The organism is Kibdelosporangium aridum, from assembly GCF_900176515.1.
Taxonomy (GTDB): Bacteria; Actinomycetota; Actinomycetes; order Mycobacteriales; family Pseudonocardiaceae; genus Kibdelosporangium; species Kibdelosporangium aridum.
In genome coordinates, this window is the sequence record NZ_FWXV01000014.1 from 55,567 (window position 1) to 80,928 (window position 25,362).

Annotated in this window: 24 protein-coding genes; 20 read left to right on the plus strand and 4 right to left on the minus strand. The window is 66.9% G+C overall.

From position 1 onward, the window contains the following. Positions 1-91: 91 nt before the first annotated feature. The 7 genes from B9C43_RS48790 to B9C43_RS48820 all read left to right on the plus strand — a co-directional run bounded on the left by B9C43_RS48790 (position 92) and on the right by B9C43_RS48820 (position 8,741). The gene (locus tag B9C43_RS48790; protein WP_084434124.1) at positions 92-1,099 is read left to right on the plus strand and encodes a methyltransferase; all 1,008 of its coding nucleotides are present in this window, start codon (positions 92-94) and stop codon (positions 1,097-1,099) included. 166 nt (positions 1,100-1,265) lie between these two features. Next, the gene (locus B9C43_RS48795) at positions 1,266-2,483 is read left to right on the plus strand and encodes an oxygenase MpaB family protein (protein WP_084434125.1); all 1,218 of its coding nucleotides are present in this window, start codon (positions 1,266-1,268) and stop codon (positions 2,481-2,483) included. Between the two features lie 94 nt (positions 2,484-2,577). Further along, positions 2,578-3,363, plus strand: a complete 786-nt coding sequence (locus B9C43_RS48800; RefSeq protein ID WP_143447133.1) for a crotonase/enoyl-CoA hydratase family protein — start codon at positions 2,578-2,580, stop codon at positions 3,361-3,363. A 24-nt stretch (positions 3,364-3,387) separates the two neighbouring features. Beyond that, entirely contained in the window at positions 3,388-4,164 is a 777-nt protein-coding gene (locus B9C43_RS48805; protein WP_084434126.1) for an SDR family NAD(P)-dependent oxidoreductase, read from the plus strand. A 36-nt stretch (positions 4,165-4,200) separates the two neighbouring features. Further along, entirely contained in the window at positions 4,201-5,364 is a 1,164-nt protein-coding gene (locus tag B9C43_RS48810) for a thiolase family protein (RefSeq protein ID WP_084434127.1), read from the plus strand. Between the two features lie 19 nt (positions 5,365-5,383). Next, entirely contained in the window at positions 5,384-7,537 is a 2,154-nt protein-coding gene (locus B9C43_RS48815; RefSeq protein ID WP_084434128.1) for an acyl-CoA dehydrogenase family protein, read from the plus strand. Between the two features lie 28 nt (positions 7,538-7,565). Continuing rightward, positions 7,566-8,741: an acyl-CoA dehydrogenase family protein gene (locus B9C43_RS48820; protein ID WP_084434129.1), complete on the plus strand. Its 1,176-nt coding sequence runs from the start codon at positions 7,566-7,568 to the stop codon at positions 8,739-8,741. Between the two features lie 7 nt (positions 8,742-8,748). Here the strand turns inward: B9C43_RS48820 and B9C43_RS48825 are convergent, their stop codons facing one another. Then, the gene (locus B9C43_RS48825) at positions 8,749-9,642 is read right to left on the minus strand and encodes an SMP-30/gluconolactonase/LRE family protein (RefSeq protein ID WP_235039279.1); all 894 of its coding nucleotides are present in this window, start codon (positions 9,640-9,642) and stop codon (positions 8,749-8,751) included. A gap of 71 nt (positions 9,643-9,713) precedes the next feature. On the opposite strand from B9C43_RS48825, the gene B9C43_RS48830 reads away from it, so the two are divergent. The 9 genes from B9C43_RS48830 to B9C43_RS48870 all read left to right on the plus strand — a co-directional run bounded on the left by B9C43_RS48830 (position 9,714) and on the right by B9C43_RS48870 (position 20,048). After that, complete coding sequence (locus B9C43_RS48830; protein WP_084434131.1) at positions 9,714-10,784, plus strand: CaiB/BaiF CoA transferase family protein; 1,071 nt, start codon at positions 9,714-9,716, stop codon at positions 10,782-10,784. 46 nt (positions 10,785-10,830) lie between these two features. Then, entirely contained in the window at positions 10,831-11,541 is a 711-nt protein-coding gene (locus B9C43_RS48835; protein ID WP_084434132.1) for a TetR/AcrR family transcriptional regulator, read from the plus strand. Between the two features lie 94 nt (positions 11,542-11,635). Next, positions 11,636-12,814: a cytochrome P450 gene (locus tag B9C43_RS48840; RefSeq protein WP_084434133.1), complete on the plus strand. Its 1,179-nt coding sequence runs from the start codon at positions 11,636-11,638 to the stop codon at positions 12,812-12,814. A gap of 10 nt (positions 12,815-12,824) precedes the next feature. Then, positions 12,825-14,519, plus strand: coding sequence for a class I adenylate-forming enzyme family protein (locus tag B9C43_RS48845; RefSeq protein WP_084434134.1), 1,695 nt, complete (start codon positions 12,825-12,827; stop codon positions 14,517-14,519). Continuing rightward, the gene (locus B9C43_RS48850) at positions 14,516-15,490 is read left to right on the plus strand and encodes a phosphotransferase family protein (RefSeq protein WP_200826048.1); all 975 of its coding nucleotides are present in this window, start codon (positions 14,516-14,518) and stop codon (positions 15,488-15,490) included. The genes B9C43_RS48845 and B9C43_RS48850 overlap by 4 nt, the downstream gene beginning before the upstream one ends. After that, on the plus strand, positions 15,490-15,864 hold the full coding sequence (locus B9C43_RS48855) for a DUF6285 domain-containing protein (RefSeq protein WP_084434135.1): 375 nt from the start codon (positions 15,490-15,492) through the stop codon (positions 15,862-15,864). The genes B9C43_RS48850 and B9C43_RS48855 overlap by 1 nt, the downstream gene beginning before the upstream one ends. Positions 15,865-15,878: 14 nt before the next feature. Next, positions 15,879-16,979 (plus strand): NAD(P)-dependent alcohol dehydrogenase, encoded by a 1,101-nt coding sequence (locus B9C43_RS48860; RefSeq protein ID WP_084434136.1) that lies wholly within the window; start codon positions 15,879-15,881, stop codon positions 16,977-16,979. Continuing rightward, a complete protein-coding gene (locus tag B9C43_RS48865; protein WP_084434137.1) occupies positions 16,976-18,388 on the plus strand; it encodes an aldehyde dehydrogenase in 1,413 nt (470 codons plus the stop codon). Before B9C43_RS48860 ends, B9C43_RS48865 begins: the two co-directional genes overlap by 4 nt. 22 nt (positions 18,389-18,410) lie before the next feature. After that, positions 18,411-20,048, plus strand: coding sequence for an MFS transporter (locus B9C43_RS48870; protein ID WP_084434138.1), 1,638 nt, complete (start codon positions 18,411-18,413; stop codon positions 20,046-20,048). Between the two features lie 144 nt (positions 20,049-20,192). On the opposite strand, the gene B9C43_RS48875 is transcribed toward B9C43_RS48870, so the two are convergent. Then, positions 20,193-20,951: an SDR family NAD(P)-dependent oxidoreductase gene (locus B9C43_RS48875; protein ID WP_084434139.1), complete on the minus strand. Its 759-nt coding sequence runs from the start codon at positions 20,949-20,951 to the stop codon at positions 20,193-20,195. Positions 20,952-21,086: 135 nt separating this feature from the next. After that, a complete protein-coding gene (locus B9C43_RS60005) occupies positions 21,087-21,890 on the minus strand; it encodes a LysR family transcriptional regulator (RefSeq protein ID WP_160097277.1) in 804 nt (267 codons plus the stop codon). 92 nt (positions 21,891-21,982) lie between these two features. Here B9C43_RS60005 and B9C43_RS48885 point away from each other — a divergent pair, with 92 nt between their 5' ends. Beyond that, on the plus strand, positions 21,983-22,414 hold the full coding sequence (locus tag B9C43_RS48885; RefSeq protein WP_084434141.1) for a nuclear transport factor 2 family protein: 432 nt from the start codon (positions 21,983-21,985) through the stop codon (positions 22,412-22,414). Beyond that, positions 22,411-23,328 (plus strand): NADP-dependent oxidoreductase, encoded by a 918-nt coding sequence (locus tag B9C43_RS48890; RefSeq protein WP_084434142.1) that lies wholly within the window; start codon positions 22,411-22,413, stop codon positions 23,326-23,328. Before B9C43_RS48885 ends, B9C43_RS48890 begins: the two co-directional genes overlap by 4 nt. A gap of 78 nt (positions 23,329-23,406) precedes the next feature. On the opposite strand, the gene B9C43_RS48895 is transcribed toward B9C43_RS48890, so the two are convergent. Next, positions 23,407-23,775, minus strand: coding sequence for a MerR family transcriptional regulator (locus tag B9C43_RS48895; RefSeq protein ID WP_084434143.1), 369 nt, complete (start codon positions 23,773-23,775; stop codon positions 23,407-23,409). Between the two features lie 112 nt (positions 23,776-23,887). Here B9C43_RS48895 and B9C43_RS48900 point away from each other — a divergent pair, with 112 nt between their 5' ends. Both B9C43_RS48900 and B9C43_RS48905 read left to right on the plus strand, forming a co-directional pair. Further along, positions 23,888-24,838: an alpha/beta fold hydrolase gene (locus tag B9C43_RS48900; RefSeq protein ID WP_084434144.1), complete on the plus strand. Its 951-nt coding sequence runs from the start codon at positions 23,888-23,890 to the stop codon at positions 24,836-24,838. 45 nt (positions 24,839-24,883) lie between these two features. Continuing rightward, the gene (locus B9C43_RS48905; RefSeq protein WP_084434145.1) at positions 24,884-25,360 is read left to right on the plus strand and encodes a nuclear transport factor 2 family protein; all 477 of its coding nucleotides are present in this window, start codon (positions 24,884-24,886) and stop codon (positions 25,358-25,360) included. The last annotated feature ends 2 nt before the right edge of the window (positions 25,361-25,362 follow it).

Sequence of the window (25,362 nt, forward strand, 5' to 3'; positions counted from 1 at the left end):
AGTCCAATCAACGTGGCGCTTTCGCTCAAGCAATGGCGTGCATTCGCCTCATACGTTGACGCCCGACCAAGTTGAGACGAGAGGACGCGCTATGACCGACGCCGCCGACACGATGTTGCATCTGCTCACTGGCGGATGGGTGGCTCAGACACTCCGGGCGTTGGCGGAGTTGAACATTCCTGATCACCTCGCTGACGGTCCCGTGACCGCCGAGGATGTCGCCGAGCGTGTTGGCAGCGATCCACGGGCCACGTACCGGTTGATGCGCGCGGCATCGTCGCTCGGTGTGCTCAGTTACGAGGGAGAGCACCGCTTCGGCTTGACTGAGCTCGGCACGTTGCTGCGCAGCGATACCCCGGGTTCAATGCGTTCGCTTGTCATGATCCAGAACGAGCGTGCGCACTGGCAATCATGGGGACTCTTTCCCGAGGCCGTACGGCAGGGCCGTTCGCAGAGCGTGCAGGCATTGGGTGCCGGGCTGTTCGATTACTTCGCACGGCCGGAGAACGCAGCGGAGGCGGCGTTGTTCGCCCGAGCGATGGGCGACTTGTCCAGATTGGTGACCCACGGTGCGGTCGCCGCGGTCGACAGCTCCGATGTGTCCACAGTGGTCGATGTCGGTGGCGCGGACGGTGACTTCGTGCTCGGGCTGATGGCGGCGAACTCCGGCATGAAGGGAGTCGTCCTCGAACTGCCGCACGCGATCGACGGTGCACGGCACGAAGCCGAACGACGCGGCCTGGCCGATCGCTTCACCGCTGTGGCAGGGGATTTCTTCGTCGCGGTACCGAGCGCCGACCTGTACCTGCTGAAGATGATCATGCATGACTGGCCAGACGAGCAGTGCGTCACGATCCTGCGTAACTGCCGGGCGGCGGTGCAAGACGGCGGCCGCGCACTGGTTGTCGAGATGGTCATCGGGGAGATCGGCAAACCGGACTTCGCCACCCGCGTGGACATGAACATGCTGGCCGTGACGCAAGGTATGGAGCGGGATCTCGACGAGTACGACGCCTTGTTCGCGGCATCGGGATGGCGCCGGACGAAGACGTACCCGGTGGGTGGTGGCTACTCCCTCATGGAGCTGACGGCCGAGTGATGGCGCGAAGAAGCGGCCGCCAAGGCCTCCGGCCGCGCGCCTAAAGCGCGCCCAAAAGCCCGCTCTGACCTGCGAGACTGCATGACATGAGCGGGCTTCGGCGGGTGATCTGAGGAGATGTGTACTAATATGACGTCACCTTCAGAAATTCGTCGAGAGGAACGGCATGATCGTCGGCTCTGCCTTTGGTCCGGCTGCCGGGGCCCCGTCGCGGTTTCTCGCGGACCCCAAGTGGGCACGGGCCGCGGCCGCACCGCTTGCCCCGTTCATCCGGGGTACGAGCGAGCCCACTCGCGATGAACTCGAGGTAATCGCACGGGGACTGCGGGCCGAGGACGAACAAGGACGAGTCCTGGCCGAAGCGATACGCCGTGGTGAGGTCACCTTCGCGCAGTTTTGGCAGGTTTTGGCTCAGCAGCACAGCGACGAGGACATCCCCACGCCGCTCGCGGAGTTCTTCCGCCATGTCGAGCAGCGGCCGGACTGGGTCGACGACGCGCGACTACAGGAGGGCGCGCGGGTGATGCGCCAGTTCGGCCCCAACCTGGTCGATGTGCTCAACGGTGCCCTGCTCAGCGGGTACCGCAGTTCCGCTGATGCCGAATTGCTCGCGCGCACGGGGCGTCTCACCAAGGATCCCGTGCGGCGGCTGGGTGAGACCATGAAGTGGGTCATCGAGTGCGTACGGGACGGCGGCCTTGACCGTGACCGGCAGGGCTGGCAGCTCACGGTTCACGTGCGCGCCATGCACGCGTTGGTCAACCACCGCTTCCGTACGCGCGGCGGCTGGGACGAGGACGTGCATGGTCTGCCGATCAACCAGGCAGACCAGGGCGCGACGCTGGGCTTGCACTGTACGTACTACCTGCTCGGCGCGCGGATGCTTGGCATGCCCGTTACCCGCGCCCAGGGGGACGCCGTGATGCACCTGTGGCGCTACATCGGCTGGCTCATGGGCGTCGCGGACTACTGGCTGCCGCTGAGCGAACAGGACGGGCGACGGAAGTTCTACCACCTGTCGCTCACCGCACCGCCACCCAGCGACAACTCGCGCCTGCTGGCCGGCGCGCTCGATCGGTCTCGCAAGGAGTTGACCTTCCCACGGTTCCAGGCGCTGCGGCGACGCTGGGAGCTGGCGAAATTCCGCAGTCTGTCCCGTGTGTTGGCGGGCGGTTCCGCGATGCGCGAGCTCGGCCTCCCCTTCGCGCTGCCCTGGTACCACGTGCTGCGAATCCCCGTGAATCTCGTCAAGCACGGCCTCGTCGCCAGGGTTCCCGGCGGTCGGGCGTGGTTGCTGCGCCGCGGCGAGCGTCAGCTGGATCGGCTGCTCAGCTACCACTTCGGTGACAAGCGGGCGGCGGTCGCGCGGCACGAAGACGCCTGACCTGGAGAGGAAACCGGATGATTGACGGGTTCCCGACGGCCTGCCTATCCTAATGTGACGTCATATTCAGTTTTGCTTTATCCAGGGAGCGCTCGTGACCCAGACCAGCACGAACACCGACCCCGCGGTGCTCACCGAGGTCCGCGACGGCGTCGGTGTGGTGACGCTGAACCGGCCCGAGGTACGCAACGCAGTGAACCGGGCCGTCGCGGTCGGTGTCGCCGCGGCCATGGACGACTTCGATGCGCGCGATGACGTCCGGGTCATCGTCATCACCGGCGTGGGCAGCACCTTCTGCTCAGGCATGGACCTCAAGGCGTTCCTCGCCGGAGAGATCCCAGCGCTACCCGGACGCGGTTTGGCCGGTCTCACCGAGGCGCCGCCCGCGAAGCCGCTCATCGCGGCCGTCGAAGGGTATGCGCTGGCCGGCGGGTTCGAGGTCGCATTGGCGTGCGATCTGATTGTCGCCGCAGAGAATGCCGCGTTCGGTCTGCCCGAGGTCAAGCGCGGCCTGGTGGCGGCGGGTGGCGGACTGCTGCGCCTGCCACGGCGCATCCCGTACCAGGTGGCGCTGGAGGCCGCGTTCACCGGCGACCTGATCGACGCGCCGCGCGCGCATGCGTTGGGTCTGGTCAACCGGCTCGCCGAACCGGGGCAGGCGCTCGTGGAAGCACTCAGGCTTGCCGACGCGATCGCCGTGAACGGTCCTCTGGCGGTACGTGTGACCAAGCAGATCCTCAGCGAAGCCCCGGACTGGTCGCAGGACGAGATGTGGAACCGCCAGGAGAAGCTCTCCGGCCCGGTGTTCGTCTCGGCCGACGCCCGCGAAGGCGCCACCGCGTTCGCCGAGAAACGCGATCCGAAGTGGACCGGCCGTTAGCCCTCTCGAAATACAAGGAGAAGCATGGAAATCAACGGTGTCTCGGCCGTCGTCACCGGTGGCGCGTCCGGGCTCGGCCTCGCCACCGCACGGCGGTTGCTCGAACGCGGCGCGAAAGTCGTCGTGCTCGACCTCCCCGATTCACGTGGCGAGCAGACCGTCGCCGAGTTGGCCGCACAGACGTCAGGCACCGTGCGGTTCGTGCCGGGCGACGTCCGCGACGAGGACGCGGCGAAAGCGGCGATCGCGCAAGCCGCACAGCTCGCTCCCCTACGCGTCACCGTCAACTGCGCGGGCACCGGAAACGCGATCCGGACGGTGAAGAAGGACGGAACTCCGTTCCCGCAGGCCGACTTCGAACGCATCGTGTCGATCAACCTGTTCGGCACGTTCAACGTTCTGCGTCTCGCTGCGGCGAAGATGGCCGCCAATGACCCGATCGACGGCTCGCGCGGCGTCATCGTCAACACCGCGTCGATCGCGGCGTTCGAGGGACAGGTCGGGCAGGCAGCGTACTCCGCGTCCAAGGGCGGCGTGGTCGGCATGACCCTGCCCATCGCGCGCGACCTCGCCATCTCGGGCATCCGCGTGGTGACCATCGCCCCGGGCTTGATGCGCACGCCGATCCTCGGCGACCTCCCGCCAGAGGCGCTCGACGCCATCGGCGGGGTGGTGCCGAACCCACCCCGGCTTGGACACCCCGCCGAGTTCGGCCGGCTTGTCGAGTCGATTGTGGACAACGACTACCTCAACGGTGAAGTGATCCGCCTCGACGGCGCGCTGCGTCTTGGCCCCAAGTGACCTGCTGTCCCCATCGACGAGCCCAAGGAGTCATCCATGCGTGACGCAGTCATCGTTGACGCGGTCCGCTCCCCCATCGGCCGTGGGAAGCCCGGCGGCGCGCTCTCGGGCGTGCACCCGGTCGACCTATCGGCGCAGGTCCTGCGCGCGCTGCAGGAGCGCACAAGTCTGGACCCGGCCGTCGTCGACGACGTGATCTGGGGCTGCGTGTCCCAGGTCGGTGAACAGACGGCCGATATCGCCCGGTACGCCGTGCTCGCCGCCGGCTGGCCGGAAAGCGTTCCTGGTGTGACGGTTGATCGACAGTGCGGCTCATCGCAGCAGGCGGTGCACCAGGCGGCGGCAGGCGTGATCGCAGGCCAGTACGACATCGTCGTCGCCGGTGGCGTCGAGTCGATGTCGCGGATCCCGATGGGCGCCGCGTTCGCCGACGGAAAGCTGGGTCTGCCGTTCAGTCCGCTCCTCGCCCAGCGATACCCGGGTGTCATGTTCAACCAGGGCATCGGCGCGGAGATGATCGCCACCGAGTACGGCTTCACCCGCGAGGAACTCGACGAGCACGCCCTGCAGTCCCACGCCCGCGCCGCGGCCGCGATCGACGAGGGCAGGTTCGCCTCACAAATCGTGCCGGTCAACGTGCCCGACGCCGACCAGGAGGTCACCGTCGACGAAGGCGTTCGTCGCGACGGCACCCTAGCAACCCTCGGCAAGCTGCGCACCTCGTTCAAACAGGACGGAGTCATCACCGCGGCGAACGCGTCGCAGATCTCCGACGGTGCCGCGGCGCTGTTGGTCACCACGAGCGAGATCGCCGCCGCGAACGGGTGGACGCCGATGGCTCGCTTCCACACCGGCACAGTCGTGGGCGACGACCCCGTCGTGATGCTCAAGGGGCCGATCCCCGCCACCGCCAAGGTTCTCGACCGTGCGGGACTGACCGTCGGTGACATCGGCGCGTTCGAGATCAACGAAGCGTTCGCCCCGGTCACGCTCGCATGGTTGCGGGAAACGGGCGCCAAACCGGAACTGCTCAACCCCAACGGTGGCGCGATCGCACTCGGCCATCCGCTTGGCGCGTCCGGCGCCCGGCTCATGACGACGCTCCTGCACCACATGCGGGACAACGGAATTCGATACGGCCTGCAGTCGATGTGCGAAGGCGGCGGTCAGGCCAACGCCACCGTGCTGGAACTGCTCTGACCCCGCGAAGGACCGCACCATGGCGATAGCCATCAATGAAAACCACCGAATGCTCGCCGAGTCCGTGAGTGCCTTCCTCGTAGGGAACGATGCCCGCGCGATGACGCGCGAGTTGCTGGAGAACCCGCGGATAGAACGACCGAAGTTGTGGGCGGAGGCCGTTTCGCTGGGACTCCTGGGCATCCATGCGCCCGAGGAGTACGGCGGCGAGGGCTTTGGCCTGCCCGAACTGGTCGTGGTGCTGGAGCAGTTCGGCCGGCACCTCGCGCCGGGTGCCCTCCTGCCCACGGTGACCGCGTCCGCGGTCCTCGCCGACCTAGGCTCAACCTCGATGCTCAGGCGGTTGACCGACGGGACATCGACCGGTGCCGTAGGCCTGGACGGCTCGATAACGTTGGAAGACAACGGCTCTGGGATCCGCGCATACGGCGGCGCCACGGTCCTCGGGGGTGCTGGAGCCGACGTGCTCGTGCTCGCCGCAGGCACGGATCTCATTGTGCTGCAAGCAGATCGTGACGGCGTCGGCGTTAGGGTTCCGGACAATGTCGATCCGTCACGGCCGAGTGCACGTGTCACCGTGAACAACGTGCTGTTGCATGACGGTGAAGTCCTCCGCGGCGGGCATGACCGCGCACTGGCGATCTACCGACTGCTCGCGGCGGCCGAAGCTGTCGGCGGCGCCCAGGCGTGCACCGAGATGGCTGTCGACTACGCGAAAACGCGCGAGCAGTTCGGTCGGCCCATCGGGATGTTCCAGGCCGTCAAGCACCACTGCGCGAACATGTTCGTGGCGTCCGAACTGGCCACTGCCGCTGTGTGGGACGCGGCGCGCGCGGCCACCGAGGACCCGCAACAGTTCGCACTCGCCGCCGCGGTGGCCGTGCAGCAGGCGATTCCCGCCTTCACTGGCAACGCAAGCCTGAACATCCAGGTCCACGGCGGTATCGGCTTCACGTGGGAGCACGACGCCCACCTCTACCAGCGGCGTGCGCTTGCGCTGGCCGCGTTCGCCGACCCAGAAGCAGCGGCGGCGGACGTCGCCCGTCTCGCCGCCGGGGGCACCCGGCGCACGCTCGCCGTGGAGATTCCGGAGGAAGCGCAACAACAACGGTCCGCGATCCGCGAAATCGCCCAGAGCATCGCCGCCCGCCCTGCCGCCGAGCAGCGACAAGCGCTGGTCGATGCGGGATACCTGATGCCGCACTGGCCGAAGCCATTCGGGATCGAAGCCACCGCGGCGCAGCAGCTCGTAATCGACGAGGAGTTCTCCGCCGCGGGCGTCAACCGGCCGACGCTCAGCATCACCGGCTGGGTCGTGCTGACACTGATCCAGCACGGCACCGCCGAGCAGATCGAGCGATACGTCAGGCCGGCGCTGCGCGGTGATCTCACGTGGTGTCAGCTGTTCAGCGAGCCGGGCGCGGGATCTGACGCGGCGGGTATCCGCACGCGCGGCCGCCGCACCGAGGGCGGCTGGCTCGTCACCGGCCAGAAGGTCTGGACGAGCGGCGCGCACCTGGCCGGCCGAGGGTTCGCGACCGTACGCACCGATCCAGACGCGCCGAAGCACCGCGGCGTCACGATGATGGTCATCGACATGCAAGCACCCGGCGTGGAAATCCGGCCGCTGAAGATGGTGACCGGGCACAGCGACTTCAACGAGGTCTTCCTCACCGATGTGTTCGTGCCAGACGAGGACGTCGTCGGCGAACCGAACAACGGCTGGGCCGTGGCACGGGCGACGATGGGCAACGAGCGCGTCAGCATCGGCAACGGGCAGGGCGGCGGTGGAACGGTCGAGCTGGATCTGACTGAACTCGCCCGGACATTCGGGGGCGAGCGCGCCCGCGCGTTGGGTGCGCTACTGGCCGAAGAGCTGTCACTGAGCCTGCTCAACCTACGCACTGCCGAAAGGGCACTCTCAGGGGCGGAGCCGGGCCCGGAGGGCAACGTCACAAAGCTCGTACTCGCCGAGTTCCTGGTGAAACGCTCGGCTTTCATCATGGGCGCACTCGGCGTGAAAGGCGCGTTCCTTGAAATGGGCTCGCTGACGGGTGTGCTCGCCGCGCTCAGTGCCCGCGGCATGACCATCGCGGGCGGCACGTCGGAGATCACCCGCAACCAGATCGCGGAACGCATTCTCGGCCTACCTCGCGATCCGCTCGTCAAATAGCCCCAGCGACCCCAGCGAGGACAACCTCATGGCACACGACATCAAAGCCCTCCGCGCCCGGACACGGGAGTTCATCGAGGAACGGGTGATCCCGGCCGAACCCATCATCGACCAAGGCGGCCCTGCGGCTGTAGAAGCGCTCACGAAACTCAAGCAGGAAGCCAAATCCGCTGGGCTCTGGGCGCTCGGGCACCCCGAACACCTCGGCGGAGGCGGGCTGCCGCTGTACGAGTTCGCGCTCGTCAACGAGGTCATCGGCCGCTCCGAGTACGGCCAGCAGGCGGTCGGCAGCGTCACGATGCAGGACGCGATCATGCTCGACCGTTACGGCACCGAGGAACAGAAGCGCCGCTGGCTGCACCCGATGATCGCGGGCGAGATCTACCCCAGCGTCGCGATGACCGAACCTGAGGTGGCGGGCTCCGATCCGACGAGGATCCGTACGACCGGCACGCTCGAGGGCGACGAGTGGGTCGTCAATGGGCACAAGTGGTTCGTCAGCGGCGCCCATGGCGCGGCGTTCACCACGGTCTTCGCTGTCACCGACCCGGAGGCCGAGAGCCCGCACCGCCGGATCTCCGCGATCGTGATTCCCAAGGGCACGCCGGGCCTGGAGATCGTGCGGGCGATCAAGACGATGGGCACCGACCGCGGCGATCACTGCGAACTTCAGCTCACCGATGTCCGAGTGCCCGCAGACTCATTGCTGGGCAAGCGCGGCGCCGGATTCGCGGTGTTCCAGGACCGCGTCGGTCCAGGCCGGATCTTCCACGCGATGCGCTGGCTCGGTCAGGCGCAGCGGGCGCTGGAACTCATGGTGGCACGGGCGAAGACCCGCGAGGCGCACGGTTCGCTGCTGTCGGAGAAAGGCGAGATCCGGCGCTATATCGCCGAGTCGACGGCGGAGATCCAGGCCGCTCGGCTGCTCACATTGGACGCTGCCCGCCGCTACGACCACGACGGGCGCGCGGGCACCGAGATCAGTCTCATCAAGTTCTGGGGTGCCCGCATGCTTCACAACGTGGTCGACCGCGCGATCCAGGTCCACGGGGCGCTGGGTGTCAGCGAGGACACTCCGTTGGAGGGCATGTACCGGCACGCGCGCTACGCCCGCCTCTACGACGGGGCAGACGAGATCCACCGGATGGTGGTGGCGCGTGCCGTCCTCAAGGGGGAAACCCCTTGGGACAAGCCACTTCTGTGACGTGAAGTCAGCGTGTGAACGCGAGGTCGAGCCCATCGCAGTGCCATTCGGTCTCGTAAAGCACGCCACGGCCCGATGAGGTGACGTACGCAGTGCGGGAACCGGCCCCGGCGAAGCAGATGTTGGTGACCATCGGATCGGCCTCGGGAAGCGGAACCTGTACCAGCAGAGTGCCGTCCGGAGACAGCACGCTGATCACGCCGGTCACCAGCGTCGCGACACACACGTTGCCTTCGGCGTCCACGGCCAGCGAGTCGAGCAGCTGGTATCCGCCAAACCCGTGCAGGAGAACAGGATCTGCCAGGTGACCGGGTCCGGTCACCTGCCAGGACCAGATCCGGCCGGTGATGGTCTCGGCGACGTACAGCCGGGAACCGTCGGGCGAGAGCCCGACACCGTTGGGCTCGGTCAGCGGGTGCACCACCTCCGTGATGCGACCACCGTCCACAGTGGCGTAGTACAGCGCTCCGGTGTCGCGCTCGCGGGGACGGCTCTTGCCGTGATCGGTGAACCAGAACCCGCCTTGGCGATCGAACACGAGGTCGTTGGGGCCGCGCAGCGGGCGGCTGTCGCAGGTGGTGTAGAGGTCGGTCACCGTACCGGCAACTGGTCCATCGAGGACGACTCGCTGGATCCGGCCGCCGGTGTACGACTCGGGCTGCTGCCCGGGCAGAGTGATGCCGTCGTGCTCGGTCCACTCGAAACCGCCGTTGTTGCAGACGTACACCGCGCCGTCCGGCCCGATGGCCGCGCCGTTCGGGCCGCCGCCGAGGTCGGCGACGACGATGACCTCACCGTCCGGTGTGACGCGCGAGAGCGTGCCGCGCCGGATCTCCACCAGCAACACGGAACCGTCGCTCAGCGCGATCGGGCCCTCAGGGAACTCGAGACCTCGTGCCATCGGGATCATGGGACCGGCGTGTCCTTTCGGCTGCAAATCGTTATCGGGAAACGGAAGTGGAGGAATAGGCCATGTCAGGACCGTTGAACGGCCTACGCGTCGTGGAACTGGGCGGCATCGGCCCGGCGCCGCATGCCGCGATGGTGCTCGCTGATCTGGGCGCTGATGTCGTGCGCGTCGACAGGCCGGGCACCGTGCCGCAAGGCGATCTGTTGCAGCGCGGCAAGCGGCTGGTGGCCGCCGATCTGAAGAACGCTTCGGGGCGTGAGCTGGTGCTGGGTCTGGCGGACAAAGCCGATGTGCTTGTCGAGGGCTACCGCCCCGGAGTCGCCGAACGGCTCGGTGTCGGCCCGGACGACTGCCACGCGCGCAATCCTCGACTGGTCTACGGCCGCATGACCGGTTGGGGCCAGCAAGGTCCGCTGGCCGACCGCGCCGGGCACGACATCAACTACATCGCCCTCACCGGTGTGCTGGGCGCGGTCGGCAGGCGCGGCGAACGTCCCGTCGTGCCGCTGAACCTGGCCGGGGACTTCGGCGGTGGGTCGATGTTCCTCGTCTGCGGTGTCCTGGCCGCACTGTGGGAACGTGAGCATTCTGGCAAGGGCCAGGTGATCGACGCGGCCATGGTCGACGGCGCAAGCGTCCTGGCACAGATGACGTGGTCGATGTTGGGGCAAGGCATTTGGCGCGACGAGCGCGGGATGAACCTCCTCGACGGCGGCGCCCCGTACTACGACACTTATGCGTGCGCGGACGGTCGATACATGGCGGTCGGCGCGCTGGAACCCCAGTTCTACGCGGCGCTGCTGGAAGGATTGGAGCTGTCCGGACTGCCCGAGCGGACGGAGCCAGGTGCGTGGTCCGTGCTGCGGGAGGCGTTCACCACGGCGTTCCTGCAACACCCGCGCGAGCACTGGGAGAAGATCTTCGCAGGCCTCGACGCGTGCGTGACGCCGGTCCTGACTTTCGAAGAAGCCGCCGAACACCCGCATCTGACCTCCCGCGGAACCATCACCCGGATAGACGGAGTCGCCCAACCGGCTCCCGCTCCGCGTTTCTCGCGCACGCCAGCGGAACTTCCCGCCCGGCCACGGTCTGATGTGGACGACGCACGCACCTTGCTGAGTCAATGGACCTGATACTGACGTCAGGTTACTATGACAAGGTACCGACACGGGGAGAACGATGACGACCAGCGCGGACCACCAGGACACGGACGCAAAGGCGCCGAACGAACCCGCCCCTAGGGCGACCTCCGGAGGCAGGTCGCCGTTGCGCCGCCAGGACGGCAAGATCCTCGCGCCGGGCTCGAAAGGCGCCGCGACTCGTCAGCGACTGCTCGACGCCGCACGCCGCCTGCTCGAACAGCAGGGTTACCGGACGACCACGGTCGCGCAGATCAGCGAGTCCGCGGGCGTCAGCCTGGGCACCTTCTACCAGTACTTCCGCGACCGCGCCGACGTGATGGCGGCGCTGGTGCAGAGCTACGTCACCGAAGTGCTCGACGGCGGCCGGGTCCACTGGTCGATCGACAACGGCCGGAGCGCCCTCACCGCCATGCTCATCGACTACGTCACGACCTACGCCGAGAACGCCGCCTTCAACCAGGTGTGGGAGGAGGTCTGCCAGACCGAGCCGGAACTGGCCGACCTGCGCCGCGAACTCACCACCACAGTCGAGGCCAGTGTCGTGACAGCACTACGGCGCGGAGCACGCAAGAACTTGTTCCCACCGGTCCGCAACCCGGCGGCGACCGCCCGCGCGTTGTGCGCTCTGGCAGATCGCTTCTGTTACCTGACCTACGCGTTCGACCCCGCTGAGCCGCCGATGGACCCGGTCATGGCCGCGGAGTTGATCGCGGACATCTGGGCCCGCGCGGTGGGCCTGCCTGACTGACCCCATCGAGTCCGGGCGACGAGTATTTCTCACGCCTACAAATCTGAATATGACGTCATATACAAACAAGTGAGCCGATCCCACGGGAGGCCTCGTGCCCGTCAGCACCGATTTCGACCTCTACGACCCGGCATTCCTCGCCGATCCGTACCCGTTCTACGCGTGGTTGCGGGCCGAGGCGCCGGTGCTGCGCCTGCGCGATCCAGACGTGTGGTTGTTGAGCCGCCACGAAGACGTACACGCGGCGCTGCGCAGCCCGGAGAAGTTCTCGTCCGCCGATGGCGTCGCCTTCGGCAGACAAGGGGGCGCCGGATCGCTCATCGCCACCGACGCACCTGACCACACGCGGCTGCGGCGGGTGCTGAGCCAGCAGTTCACGCCGCGCAGCATTGCCCGATTGGAGCACGAGGTCGGCGCTGTCGCTGCCACGTTGCTCGACGGTGTGGCCGGGCTCGATTCGTTCGACTTCATGGATCTGGTGGGCGCCCAGCTGCCTACTCGCGTCATCGGGAACTACCTTGGCATCGATCCCGAGGGCTGGCGTGACTACAAACGCTGGTCCGAAATGCTGATCGAGATATCCTGGGCCCGCTCTGCCGACGCTCAGTTCGCCGCCGTGGCCCAGGCAACCATCATGGAAGTCGCCGGCTTCTTCGCAGGCCAGATGGCACAGCGGCGGACGACTCCGGCCGAAGACCTCATTGGACGACTGGTCACCGCCGCGGACCGCGACAGCACTCTCACCGACGACGAGGTACTCAACTTCTGTTCGTTGCTCATGCTGGCGGGGAACGTGACGACGTCCTCCGCTCTCGCGCACGCGGTGCTGCTGCTGATCGAACACCCACATCAGCGCGCCGCATTGCGCGAAGATCCAGACCTGATCCCCCAAGCCATCGAGGAAATCGTCCGGTTCGAGTCACCGGTCCAGGGCTTCGTCCGCACACTCACGCAAGACGTCGAGCTGCACGGCGAACGCCTGGCCGCCGGCGAGCAGGTGCTGCTGTCGTTCGCCTCCGCCAACCGCGATGAGGATGCCTTCGACGACGCCGCAGTTTTCGACATCACCCGTAAGCGATCTGCGACCGTCGCGTTCGGTGCCGGTCCGCACTTCTGCCTTGGCGCCTGGCTGGCGCGGCTGGAACTAAGTCAGGCCATCACGGCGATGCTCCCGCTCATGGACGACTGGCAACTCGCCCCGGACGAGCCGGTGACCCGTGTGCCCAATCCCGCGTTCCGTGACGTCGCCAGCCTCCGGCTGATCCGCCGCTGAGGAGGAAACCTTGGACACCAACGATGTTGTCAAGAAGATCACCGACGAGCTCACAGCCGAGGGCGCGCCGTTCGAAATCGAGGAGCGCGAGGTCTTGGGCCGGCGGATGAAGGTATGGCGTCACGCGCCGGGCACGCTGGGCGATCTGTTGCGCAGCGGGCAGGATTGGGGCGAGATCACCTACCTGGTGCAGGACGACCGGCGGCTGAGTTACGCCGCCCATGCCCGCGCGGCGGCGTCGGTGGCCCGCTGGCTCGCGTCCGAAGGACGCGTTCGGCGCGGGACCCGAGTCGCGATTGCCTCGAGCAACCGGATCGAGTGGAGTGTCGCGTTCTGGGGCGCCGCCGCAGCAGGGGCGATCGTTGTGCCGCTCAACAGCTGGGGCACGGGCGAGGAGTTGGAGTACGCCCTCGCCGACAGCGGCAGCACGGTTCTGTTCGCCGACGCGTCCCGGCTCTCCCGGCTTGAGGGGCGTTTGGAGAGCCGCACCGTCGTCGCGCTCGACGAGCCTCCTGCGGCTTTCGCCAACGCGGTGCGGATGGGCACGATCGCCGATCCGGAAGCACCGTTCGCGCTGCCGGATGTCGATCTCGGCCCGGACGACGACGCGACAATTTTCTATACGTCAGGCACCACCGGCCGTCCCAAAGGTGCCGTAGGTACGCACCGCAACATGCTGACCAACGTCTACAACCTTCTCTTCGCGGGCGCACGAGCGGAGGCTCTGGCCGGTGCCATCGGCGCGACGCGGCCCGAGACGCCAGCGCCGCCGCAGGAATCCACTTTGGTCACCGTCCCGCTGTTCCACGCCACCGGCTGCCACGCCACACTGGTGACGGCGATGGCGCAGGGTGCGAAATTGGTTCTGGCACAACGGTTCGACGCCGCAGCCGCAGTCGATCTGATCGAGCGAGAGCGGCTTACCAGGCTGGTCGGCGTACCCACGACGGTGCAGGCGGTGCTGGATGCCGGAGTGGGACGCGACCTGTCGAGCATCACCTACGTCGCGTTCGGTGGATCGCCCGCACCGCCCGCACTGCCACGGCGGATCGCCGAGCAACTGCCACAAGCGTCGTTTGGCGTCGGCTACGGCCTGACTGAGAGCTCCGCCAACATCACCACCAACATCGGGACCGAGTACCAGGAACACCCTGACAGCGTGGGAACGACGTGCCCTGTGCTCGACGTCGCTGTCATCGACGAGACGGGGGCCGTGCTACCACCCGGCGCCACCGGCGAGATCGTCGTGTCCGGGCCGAGCATCGTCCGCGGCTACTGGAACCGTCCGGAGGAGACGGACACGGCGTTCCCGGGCGGGTGGTTGCGCACCGGCGACGTCGGAAGGATCGACGACGAGGGCAGGATCTACCTCAGCGACCGGATCAAGGACATCATCATCCGGGGCGGCGAGAACGTGTACTGCGCCGAGATCGAGAACGTGCTCTGTGACCATCCGAAAGTCGCTTACGCGGCCGTGGTCGGGCGTCCACACCCGACGCTGGGCGAGGAAGTCGTCGCGTTCGTGACGCCTGGCAAGGAAGTCCCCGAAGCGGAGGAGCTGAGGTCCTATGTGGCCAGTCGGCTGGCGGCCTTCAAGGTGCCGGCCACTGTCATCGTGTCTGAAGAACCGCTGCCGCGCACCAGCACCGGGAAACTCCGCAAGGACGTGCTGCGCGCTCGGCTTGATGAGCGGGTCCGGCCGTGAGCGCGGAGTCATCAGCGGCCGACACGCTGACCCATGCCCTTGGCGGGGTCACCGTCGAGCAGATCTCTCGGCTGTCCGGCGGGGCCTCCCTTGAGACGTGGGTCGCGACCGTGACCTGCCTCGAAGGCCCCAGCAAGGTGATCCTGCGACGCGACCGGCCCGGGCCGCCGCAGAGCAACCGGATGGAGGAAGCCGCGGTGCTGCGGCAGATGGCGTCTGAGGGCGTTCCTGTCCCGGCCGTCCTCGCCGCGGGGCCCGCTGGCGAGAACGGCACCGCTTACCTGGTCCTGGAATTCCTGGAAGGTGAGACAATTCCACGGAAAGTATTGCGGGACCACGAGTTCGCTGCCGCACGCGGAGTGCTCACCGCGGATGTCGGGCGGGCACTCGCGGGCATCCACCGCGTGCAGCCCGCTCGGCTACCGTTCCTCCCGGCTGCGCTGACTCCACGGGAATCGGTCGAGCGGCTCGCGGAAGCCGCCGAGCGGTTCGGCGACGGAATGGTGTCGCCGGTGTTCGCTCTCGCAGCGCGTCGTCTACTGGAGACCGCGCCCGCAGCCGGTGAACCCGTTGTGGTGCACGGAGATCTCCGTACTGGCAACCTCATGGTCGGCCCTCGCGGGCTCGTCGCGGTCCTCGACTGGGAGTTGGCGCACCTGGGCCACCCCGGTGAGGACCTCGGGTGGTTCTGCGTGCGGGCATGGCGGTTCGGCAACGACGCTCACGAAGCGGGTGGTTTCGGAAGTCGGGACGAACTCCTGGCCGCCTACGCCCAGGCGGGCGGACGGTCGATCGGCAAGGCCGACCTGGATTTCTGGGAGCTGCACGGGACCTTGAAATGGGGCGTGACCTGTCTGTCGCAGGTAGCGGTCCATCTGTCCGGACACGCTCGCAGCGTGGAACTCGCAGCGATCGGACGCCGCGTCTCGGAGGTCGAATACGACCTGATCCAGCTGATGAGGAGGACGTGATGCAACACGTTCCTGACGCCGCCGGGCTCGTCCAGGCGGTGGCCGAATGGCTCGACGGACTCGGCCGGACTTCATTGAGCGGAACCGACAGATTCCACGCCCTGGTGGCAGCGAACGCATTGCGGATCGTCGAGCGGGAGTTGCAGGCGGGCCCGAATTGGCACGCGCGCGATCGCGCGGCATTCGCTGGCTTTCTGACGACCGGGACCACTGCAGCCGACGACGCCGAATTGGCCACATCGCTCGCCCGGCGCATCTCCGCGGGCGACCTGGACGACCGAGTTCCCGAACTCCTGGCAGCGCTGCATGGATACACCGTACGGCGCGTGAGCGTGGACAACCCGAAATACCTACTGCCCGAAGACCGTCCGTGAGGAGCCGTCCGACCATGCGAATCACCGCCGCCGTGCTACGCGCCCAGGACGGCCCGTATCACCTCGAAGAGGTCGATCTGGCCGAGCCAGGGCTCGATGAGATCCTCGTCCGGGTCGTCGGTACCGGGTTGTGTCACAGCGACCTTTTGCCCCGCACTCCGGGTTTTCCGGCCACGCCGCCGATCATCACCGGTCACGAGGGCGCCGGTGTGGTCGAGGTCGTTGGGGAGCGCGTCACTGGGCTGGTGCCCGGCGATCACGTGGTGCTCTCGTTCGACTCGTGCCGTCAGTGCGGCCGTTGCCACACTGGACATCCCGCCTACTGCGACACCTTCTTCCCGCGCAACCTGAGCGGCACATCGGTGACTGGCGATACCTCGGTGCGGGACGCGTCGGGCGCGCCGGTCGCGTCCCGGTGGTTCGGCCAGTCGTCCTTCGCGACGCATTGCCTGGCCAGCTCACGTAATGCCGTGAAAGTGGACCCGCGGCTGCCGTTGGAACTGCTTGGCCCACTCGGCTGCAGCGTACAGACCGGGGCCGCGTCCGTGTTTGTGGCGCTCGGCGTCGAGGCCGGTGCGAGCGTGGTCGTGTTCGGCGCGGGCGGAGTCGGACTGAGCGCCGTCATGGCCGCGAAGGTCGCAGGTGCGACAACCATCGTCGCCGTCGATCTCGCCCAAAACCGCCTTGCGCTCGCAGAGGAACTGGGCGCCACCCATACATTCGACGGCGCGCTGCCGGATCTCGCGGAGCAGCTGATTCGGGTGACCGGTGGCGTTGAGTACACCGTGGACACGACTGGTGTGCCATCAGTGATCACCACCGCGGTGAGCGTTCTGCAGCCCGGCGGCACCTGCGGAGTGCTCGGTGTGCAGCAGGGCGACCTCGTACTGCCTCCGACCGCATTGGGTGTCGGCCGCAACATCATGGGCATCATCGAAGGCGATGCCGTTCCACAGACCTGCATCCCACCGCTCATCGAACTGTGGCGCCAAGGGCGGTTCCCATTCGACAAGCTGATCCGGACGTTCCCCCTCGACCAGATCAACGAGGCCGAAAAGGCCAGTCTCAGCGGTGACGTGGTCAAGCCGGTTCTCATGCCTGGAGACCATCGGTGAGGCCGTTCTACGTCGCGGGAACCTGGCAGACCACTAGCGCGGCCTTTCCCGTGGTCTCCCCCGCTGACGAGCAGAGGATCGCCACCGTCGCGGTGTCCGGTCCGGCCGATGTGGACCGCGCAGTAGTTGCCGCAGGTCGTGCTCTGCGGTCACCCGACTGGCAGTCGATGGACAACCGGATCGAATTGCTCACGCGGTTCGCCGACGAACTCCACAGCAACTCAACCGAGCGCGCACGGCTTACGAGCGTCCAAAACGGAATGCCGATCACGCTCGCCACGACCACCGAAGGCCTTGGACCGGTCGGGCTGCTGCGGTACTACGCCGCAGTGGCCTCCTTGATCCCTCAGGAGGAGCGCCGCCAGCGACTCGATGGCCGCGGTGAGACTCTGGTGCGGCGCGAACCGGTCGGGGTGGTCGCGGCAATAGTTCCCTGGAACTTCCCCCAGCTGCTCACGATGTTCAAGGTCGCTCCCGCGTTGGCGGCAGGCTGCACGGTCGTGCTCAAACCGGCGCCCGAGACGACCCTCGACGCGCTCGAACTCGCTGCCGCGGCTGAACGCGCCGGTCTGCCACCGGGCGTGCTCAATGTCGTCACCGGCGCCGCGGACATCGGCGAACGTCTGGTGGCGCACCCTGGCGTGCACAAGGTCGCGTTCACCGGATCGACTGCGGTGGGCCGTCGCATCGGCGAGGTCTGTGGTCGGCTCGTGCGTCCCGTCACCCTGGAACTCGGCGGCAAGTCGGCTGCGATCGTGTTGGACGACGCGGACCTCGATGCCACGGTCGCCGGCTTGGCGACCGCCTCGCTGCTCAACAACGGCCAGACCTGTCATCTCTCGACTCGGATCCTCGTGCCGCACCACCGCCACGACGAGGTTCTGGACGCGGTCGCCAGCATGGCGTCCAACCTCGTGATCGGCGATCCACTTGATCCAGAGACGCAGGTAGGACCGCTGGTCAGCGAACGGCAACGGCGCCGTGTGGAGGACTACATCTCACTCGGCAAGGACACCGGCGCCACGCTGGCCACGGGCGGTCATCGCCCGGATCTGGACCGGGGCTGGTTCGTCTCCCCCACCGTGTTCGGCAACGTCAGCAACGACAGCGTGATCGCGCGCGACGAGATCTTCGGCCCGGTGCTGACTGTGATCCCGTACCGGGACGTCGAGGAAGCCATCGCCATTGCCAACGATTCCGAGTACGGCCTCGGCGGCACGGTGTGGACGTCCGATGTGGAGCGTGGCCTGGACGTGGCACGCCGCGTCGAGAGCGGCACCGTCGGCGTCAACTTCTACGACATCGACGTGGGCGCCCCATTCGGCGGCGTCAAAGCAAGTGGTCTGGGACGGGAACTGGGTCCGGAAGGACTGACTGCGTACCAGCACCTGAAGTCGGTCTACCTGTAGCCCAGCGACCCCGGAGGCCATCATGACCCGGACATTCCCCTTATGGAAGCGGGAGTTCGACCACTACCCCGCTGACGGCCCACGCTTCCGCAATCTGGCGATCGTGGTCCTGGCAACAATTTCGCTCTACTTCATGATCTACGTGACGTCGGCGGTCGCCGTCTCCGTCATGCAGCACTTCGGAATGTCGTTCGGCTACTTCGCCGTGGTGGCGATCATCGGCGGCGTCGCCGGTGCGATGGCCGCGCTTGCCGCCGGTGCTCTGGATCGGTGGGGCCGCGCCAACACTGTCGCCTACGGGCTGTTGTTGGTCAGCTTGGTGACGACCTTCGTCGTGCCGGTGGTGCCGAACAAAGAACTGTTCCTCCTTCTGTCAGCCGTAATGGGCTTCGTAGAAGGTCTGATGCTGGTGGCGTCACCGGCGATGGTGCGGGACTTCTCCCCGCAACTCGGCCGTGCCACCGCGATGGGCCTGTGGAACACCGGGCCGGTAGTCGGCAGTCTGGTCGTCGCACTGGTGGCGAGCCTGACGCTGAGCAGTTCGTCATGGCAGCAGGAGATCCGATACGCAGGAATCACGGGCATCGTCGTGTCCGTTATCGCGATCATTGGCCTACGCGACCTCCCGGCACGGATCCGCAACCAGGTCATCGTGTCGGCGCAAGATCGTGCGTTGGTTGAGGCGCGCGGCGCCGCCGAAAGCCCAGAACCCGGCCGCTGGCGGACAGTGCTGCGTCTGGACGTCGTGCTGCCCGCAGCCGGAATCGCGTTCAACCTGCTCTTCTACTTGACCATGGTCGGTAACAGCGCCGTCTTCTTCTCAACGATGCACGGCTGGTCGGAGCAACAGGCGAGCAGCGTCAACAACTGGGTGTGGACGTCCCAGGCACTGTCCATGATCGTGATGGGCATCCTCTCCGACCGATTGCGAGTCCGGAAACCGTTCATCGTGGCGGGCACAATCGCCGCGATGTGCTGTACGGCCGTGTTCGCCGTCGTAGCCACCTCCCCCGGTGTGACCTACCCGGTCGTGGTCTTCTTGCTGGTCGCGATCAGCGTGTCCGGTTCGGTGTCCTACGCCCCGTGGCTCGCGGGCTTCACCGAGAACATCGAGCGCCACGGCGCCGCAGCGACAGCCGTCGGCCTCGCCATCTGGGGCTGGACGACCCGCGTCATCACGGCACTGGCGGCAATCGCCATCCCGCTGGTCGTCACCGGCGTGACGCCCCTCGTTGAGCACGGCAAGCAAGTCGCGGAAGCCCAACTACGCGCCGCACCAGCACAAGCAATCGTGGCGCAACACCCGGCTCTGTTCGAGGAGTTGTCGCGCTATCCGGCCACCTCGATCCCACCCGACCTCGCCGCCCGAGCCGCCGCCGAAGTAGGCCCCACTGATCTCGGCACCGTCGCCCAGGCAGCGCCCGATCTGGCCATCCTGACGGAATTCGGACCGGAGGTCGCCCGGGCATCCAGCGAACTCCCACGACAATGGGAACTCTGGTTCTGGATATGTGTGGCGGGACAACTGCTGTTCCTGCCCACCGCGTTCCTCATCCGCGGCCGCTGGAGCCCTCGCCGCGCCCGAGCAGACCTGGCGGAACACGAACGTGAAGTGTCCCGCGAACTGAACGCGTTGGCCCAACACAGCAAACAGCCGTAACGTTCGTCACCTTAGGGCGGCCGCTCACGTGGCCGTCCAAATCGGACACACTGTTAAGCAACTCGGACCGAACTTTCCGGCACGGTCCCAGCCCGAGGGCTCGGACCGTGCCACACCCGAACATGGGTCGTGCGTCCTTTGTGGTCAGCCCGCAATCACGGCTGTAGTGGTGCGTCCGCCGTCGACATCAATGACGACACCATGCACGAACGCCGATTCGTCACTGGCAAGGTAGACCGCAGCATTGGCGATCTGGTCCGGAGTTCCACTCACGTTGGCCGGTGTGCCCCGCATCATCGCGTTACCCGGAGCGTTGCTGGTGTCCTCACTGACCGAGCCGGGCGAGATCGCGTTGACCCGCACACCGGACGGACCGTACTCGGCGGCCCACATACGGGTCAGGGTTTCCATCGCACCCTTGGTCGACGCGTACAGCGCGGCGACCGGGATGCCCAACCGGGCGATCCACGAGCCGAGGTTGATGATCGCCCCCGATCCTCGTTCGGCCATCCTCGGCGCGATGATGCCGGTGAGAAAGAACGGGGTCTTCACGTTGACCGCATAGACCTGGTCGAACGTGGCCTCGTCGGTGTCCGCCGTGGTCGACCCGGGAAAGATACCCGCGTTGTTGACCAGCACGTCGATATCTGCGCCCAGCGCTTCAGTGGCCTCCGCCACCAGTCGGCGTGCAGTCTCGAAAGAGCCATCCAGCTCGGCCGGGACGAAGACCGCGCGGCCACCAGCGCCGTTGATCTCAGCGATGACCTTTTCACCGCGGATACGGTCACGGCCGCTGACCGCCACCGTGGCACCCTCCGCGGCGAAGGCGATCGCGATCGCCCGCCCGATGTTGCTCGTCGCGCCGGTGACCAACGCGGTCTTGCCATTCAAACGCCCACTCATAAGTCCTCATATCCACAGATTGGACCGTACAGTCCACCACGCTACACACAACTGGACCCACCGGTCCAGTCGCGCTCGTCACAGCAGGTGGCCGAGCCACTTCACGACGTCGAGGGCCCGGGTTGCGGTGTGCGTTTACGCCGACGCGGGAACGAGGGCGAGGCGGCGTGCTGCGCGGGTAAATGCTGCGACCTCCGCACGCGGGCTGTCCTCAAGCCAACCCAAGGCGAGCGTCGTCGCCGGGAGGTCAGTGACGGGGATGCCGACGACCCCCGGAGTGAGGCGTTCGGCGACCGCGTCGCCGACGACCGTGACCAGCCGACCGAGCGCTACACGGTCGAGGATTTCGTCCAAACTGGACGGTGGGCACAATTGGTATGCGGGATCGTTGCTCAGCTGGCGAGTGGTCACGGCCCTACGGCAGGCGAGGGGGTGGTCACGCGGTAGGAGGGCTAGCGGGCGCTCCTCGGCCACGGCAAGGGTGCGGAAGCCCGAGAGATCGTCCGTCCCAAGGCAAAGTAGTGCGATATCGGCTGTCCCGTCGCGGACGGCCATGACGCCGTCGGATGTGAAGATGAACTCGGGCTCGATTCCTTCGTAGGCGCGGATGAGGTCGGCGAGCAGCCCGGCACCGGCGCCCGGGCGTACTGCCACGACGAGCCGGCCCGGCTGCGCTGCCTGCTGGGTTCGCCGTACCGCGAGGTCGTGACCACGCAGGAGGGATCGGCACTCGTCGAGGAAGACCCGGCCCGGTGCGGTCAGTTCGACGTGACGGCTCGTGCGCGCCAGCAGACGCACACCCAGCCGCCGTTCGAGGCGGGAGATGGCACGGGAAAGGGGCGGCTGCGCGATACCCAGTCGCTGCGCCGCGCGGCCGAAGTGCAGCTCCTCGGCCACCGCGACGAAGTACTCAAGTTCCCGGGGCTCCAACCGATCCATACCGCCAGGGTATAGCCGCGTACCGAAACGGTCATCGCTCTTCCCGTGCGGCATTGGTCAACTAAAGAAAGGAGCTACGAAAGGAACACCCGATGACCGACGAGCGCGAGGTCCAGGAAGTCCTCGCCCACTACGTCCGAGCGACCGATCGCCGCGACGGCAAGGCGCAGGGCGCGTTGTTCACCGACGACGCGACCGTCCAGATCTACGCCAAGTCAACTGCCGGAGACTACGAACCCGTTGGCGAGCCTCTCGTCGGCGGTCGCGGGGTCGAGTACGCAGTCGCGAACTTCATGCCCCCGCACCCACCGGGCGGGTCCAGCCACCACACGACTGCCGATCACCTTGTCGAGGTCGATGGCGACCGCGCACATCTCAACGCCCAGTTCATCGTCTTCGAGGTCCGCCCCGAGGCGATCCGCCCCATCGAGTCCGGGTACTACGACACGGACCTGCGCCGGATCGACGGAAACTGGAAGATCGTCCGTCACCATGTCCTGATGGACGTCCCGGTGTCGCGATGAAAGCGATGGTCTACCGCCGTTACGGCGGTCCCGAGGTCCTCGAACCCGCCGAGTTGCCCGAGCCCAAGACGCATGTGGACTCCGTCCTCGTGCGCGTCCGCGCGGCCGCGCTCAACCCCGCCGACCTGGCGCTGCAGGCAGGAGCCCTCGACCAAGCCGTCGAGACGTACTTCCCGGTCGTGCCCGGCTGGGACATCGCGGGCGTGGTCGAGCGGGCCGGGCTGGCGGCCAGCGAGTTCGCTCCGGGTGACGAGGTGATCGGCTACGTTCGCGGCGAGGTGCAACGCGCCCACGGCGGCTTGGCCGAACTGGTCTCCGCCGACGTGCGCAGCCTCGTCCGCAAACCGTCCACGATGAGCTTCCCCGAGGCCGCCGGTCTGCCCCTCGCGGGGCTGACCGCCTATCAGGCCGTCGTGCACGCCCTCAACATCCAGCCGCAGGAACTGCTGCTGGTACACGGTGCCGCCGGAGGAGTCGGATCGCTCGCCGTCCAGATCGCCCGTGCTCGCGGCGCGCGGGTCGTCGGCACCGCCTCCGCCCGCGACCACGACTATCTGCGCTCGCTCGGCGTCGAACCGATCACCTACGGGCCCGACGCCACCGAGCGCATCCGGCACCTCGCGGCGGATGCTGTGCTCGACGCAGCCGGCAACGGCGCCCTGGCCGCAGCCCCCAGCCACCCCGGCGCCCGCGTGGCCTCCATCGCTGAAATCGGGCTTCCCGGTGTCACCGCGGTGTTCTGCCGTTTCGATCCCCGGGATTTCCAGGCAGTGGCCGACTTCGCCGAGGCGGGCAAGCTGACCGTCCGGATCGGTGAGACCTTCCCGTTCGACCGCGCCGCTGACGCGCAACGCACCCTCGCAAAGCACGCCCGACCCGGCAAGATCGTCGTGCTCGGTCCGGAATCGTCATAGGCCAGCGACCCGCGCGGCCCACCGTCCAGTTCGTCGCTCAGCGCTGCCGGTGGGCTCGCCCGGGGTCAGGCAGGCCGCCTACGCCCGTCGCTTCTCCTGCCTCTCCATGTCACGGCAGTACGCGATCTGCTTCTGGATCAAGACCCGGACCTTGCTCAGCGACGCGATCCGGGCGTCGATCAGCTCGATCTTCTCCTGCAGGTTCTGCTGGATGCGGGGATGGTCCCACGAGTCGGCGGCCAGCTGGTTGGTCAACTGCAGGATCTCCCGCAGGGAGAAACCCATCGACTTGCCGGACGCGATCAGCTGTGCCGTCTCGAGATCCTTCTCGGTGTAGACGCGGTAACCGTTCTCGCGCCGGTTCCGCGAGAAGAAGCCGACCTTCTCGTAGAAGCGAATTGTGTCCGTCGACACGCCCATCTGCTTCGCGAACTCGCCGATCAGCACCGTGCCGGCCTCCTCTCCCGTCGATCCGCGAGAACGCTCGCGAATCGGACTTGACCTTGGACTGTACTCCAATGTTTAGCGTGGCGAACAGCAGAGCTTGAGGAGGCTTGTGATGGCTGGAAGTGAAGGAACTCCCCAGATGTGGGCCGGGATGCGACTCGCCACGGTCGTGGAGGAAGGGCTGTCCGGACCGGCTCCGGACAGCGCGGTGGAGGGCCTCGATGGCTTCACGCACCGCTACGCGGACGTCAACGGCACGCGCATTCACTACGTGCTCGGAGGAAAGGGACCGGCGGTCGTACTGGTCCACGGATTCCCCTTCACGTGGCAGGTATGGCGCGAGGTCATGCCGCTGCTCGCGGAGCGGGGCTACACCGTCCTGGCACCCGACCTGCGAGGCATGGGTGATTCGGCACCGGCCGAGAACGACACGTTCGCGAAAACCAACGTCGCCGAGGACATCCACCAGATCGTGCAGAGCCTGCGCCTCGGTCCGATCAACCTCGTTGGCATGGACATCGGCGGCATGGTCGCCTACGCCTACGCGTCACGCAATCCGAGCGAGGTTCGCCGCCTGGTGCTCTCGGAGACGCTGATCCCGGGATTCGGCGTCGAGGAGATGAGCAACCCCGCCACCGGCGGGTACTGGACCTTCGGGTTCCAATCCCAGGTCGACCTGGCGACATTCTTGACCCTGGGCAAGGAAGAGCCGTTCCTGACACCCTTCTACCGGATGACCTCGGCCAAGCCCGAGGGCGAGGCCTACGGTCTAGCGACCTATCTACCGTCCTTCACCGGCCCGTTGGGCATTCGCGGCGGGTTCCAGCACTACGGGCCCCTCTTCGAGGACGGCAAGGCCAACCGCGAGGCACTGACGGACAAGCTCCAGATGCCGGTCCTCGTGCTCAACGGCGACGTAGGCATCAGCCAGCAGCCCTTGCTCGACGGGACGCGACAGGTCGCCGAGAACGTCGAGTCCGACTACATCCCCCAGGCGTCGCACACCTACGCCTACGACAACCCGACCGCGACGGCCGATCGTCTGCTGCGTTTCTTCGCGTAGCCGGCCATCGGACATCCGCACAGACAGCGACAAGGAGACAATTCGATGGTTGACACAGTGACCGATCTGGATCGTCTGGTCATCACGGACGAGATCCGCCAGCTCATGGCGTGGTACGTGTACCACGCCGACCACAAGGACTGGGGTAAACTCGCGAGACTATTCATGCCCGACGCGATCTTCTCCGTCTACGGCCCCAACGGCGAGCTCTTCAACGAGTTCACGGGCCCGAAGGACATCGAGGAGACCATCACCAAGAGCGTCGGAAGCCGTCAGGCCATTCACCACCTGTTCTCGTACACGACCGTGGTGCATTCAGCCACGTCGGCTTCGTCGGTGGTGAATATGGAGGACCTCATCGGTCCGCCCGCCGAGGGCGAAGAGGTCGCTCCTTTTGGTGACGTGCAGTTCAAGACGATGCATGGCTTTGGCCACTACCGCGGCGACTTCGTGAAGACTGCCGTCGGCTGGCGGATCAGCAAGCTCGTCCAGACGCGTCTCAAGATCGAATTCACGCACTGACG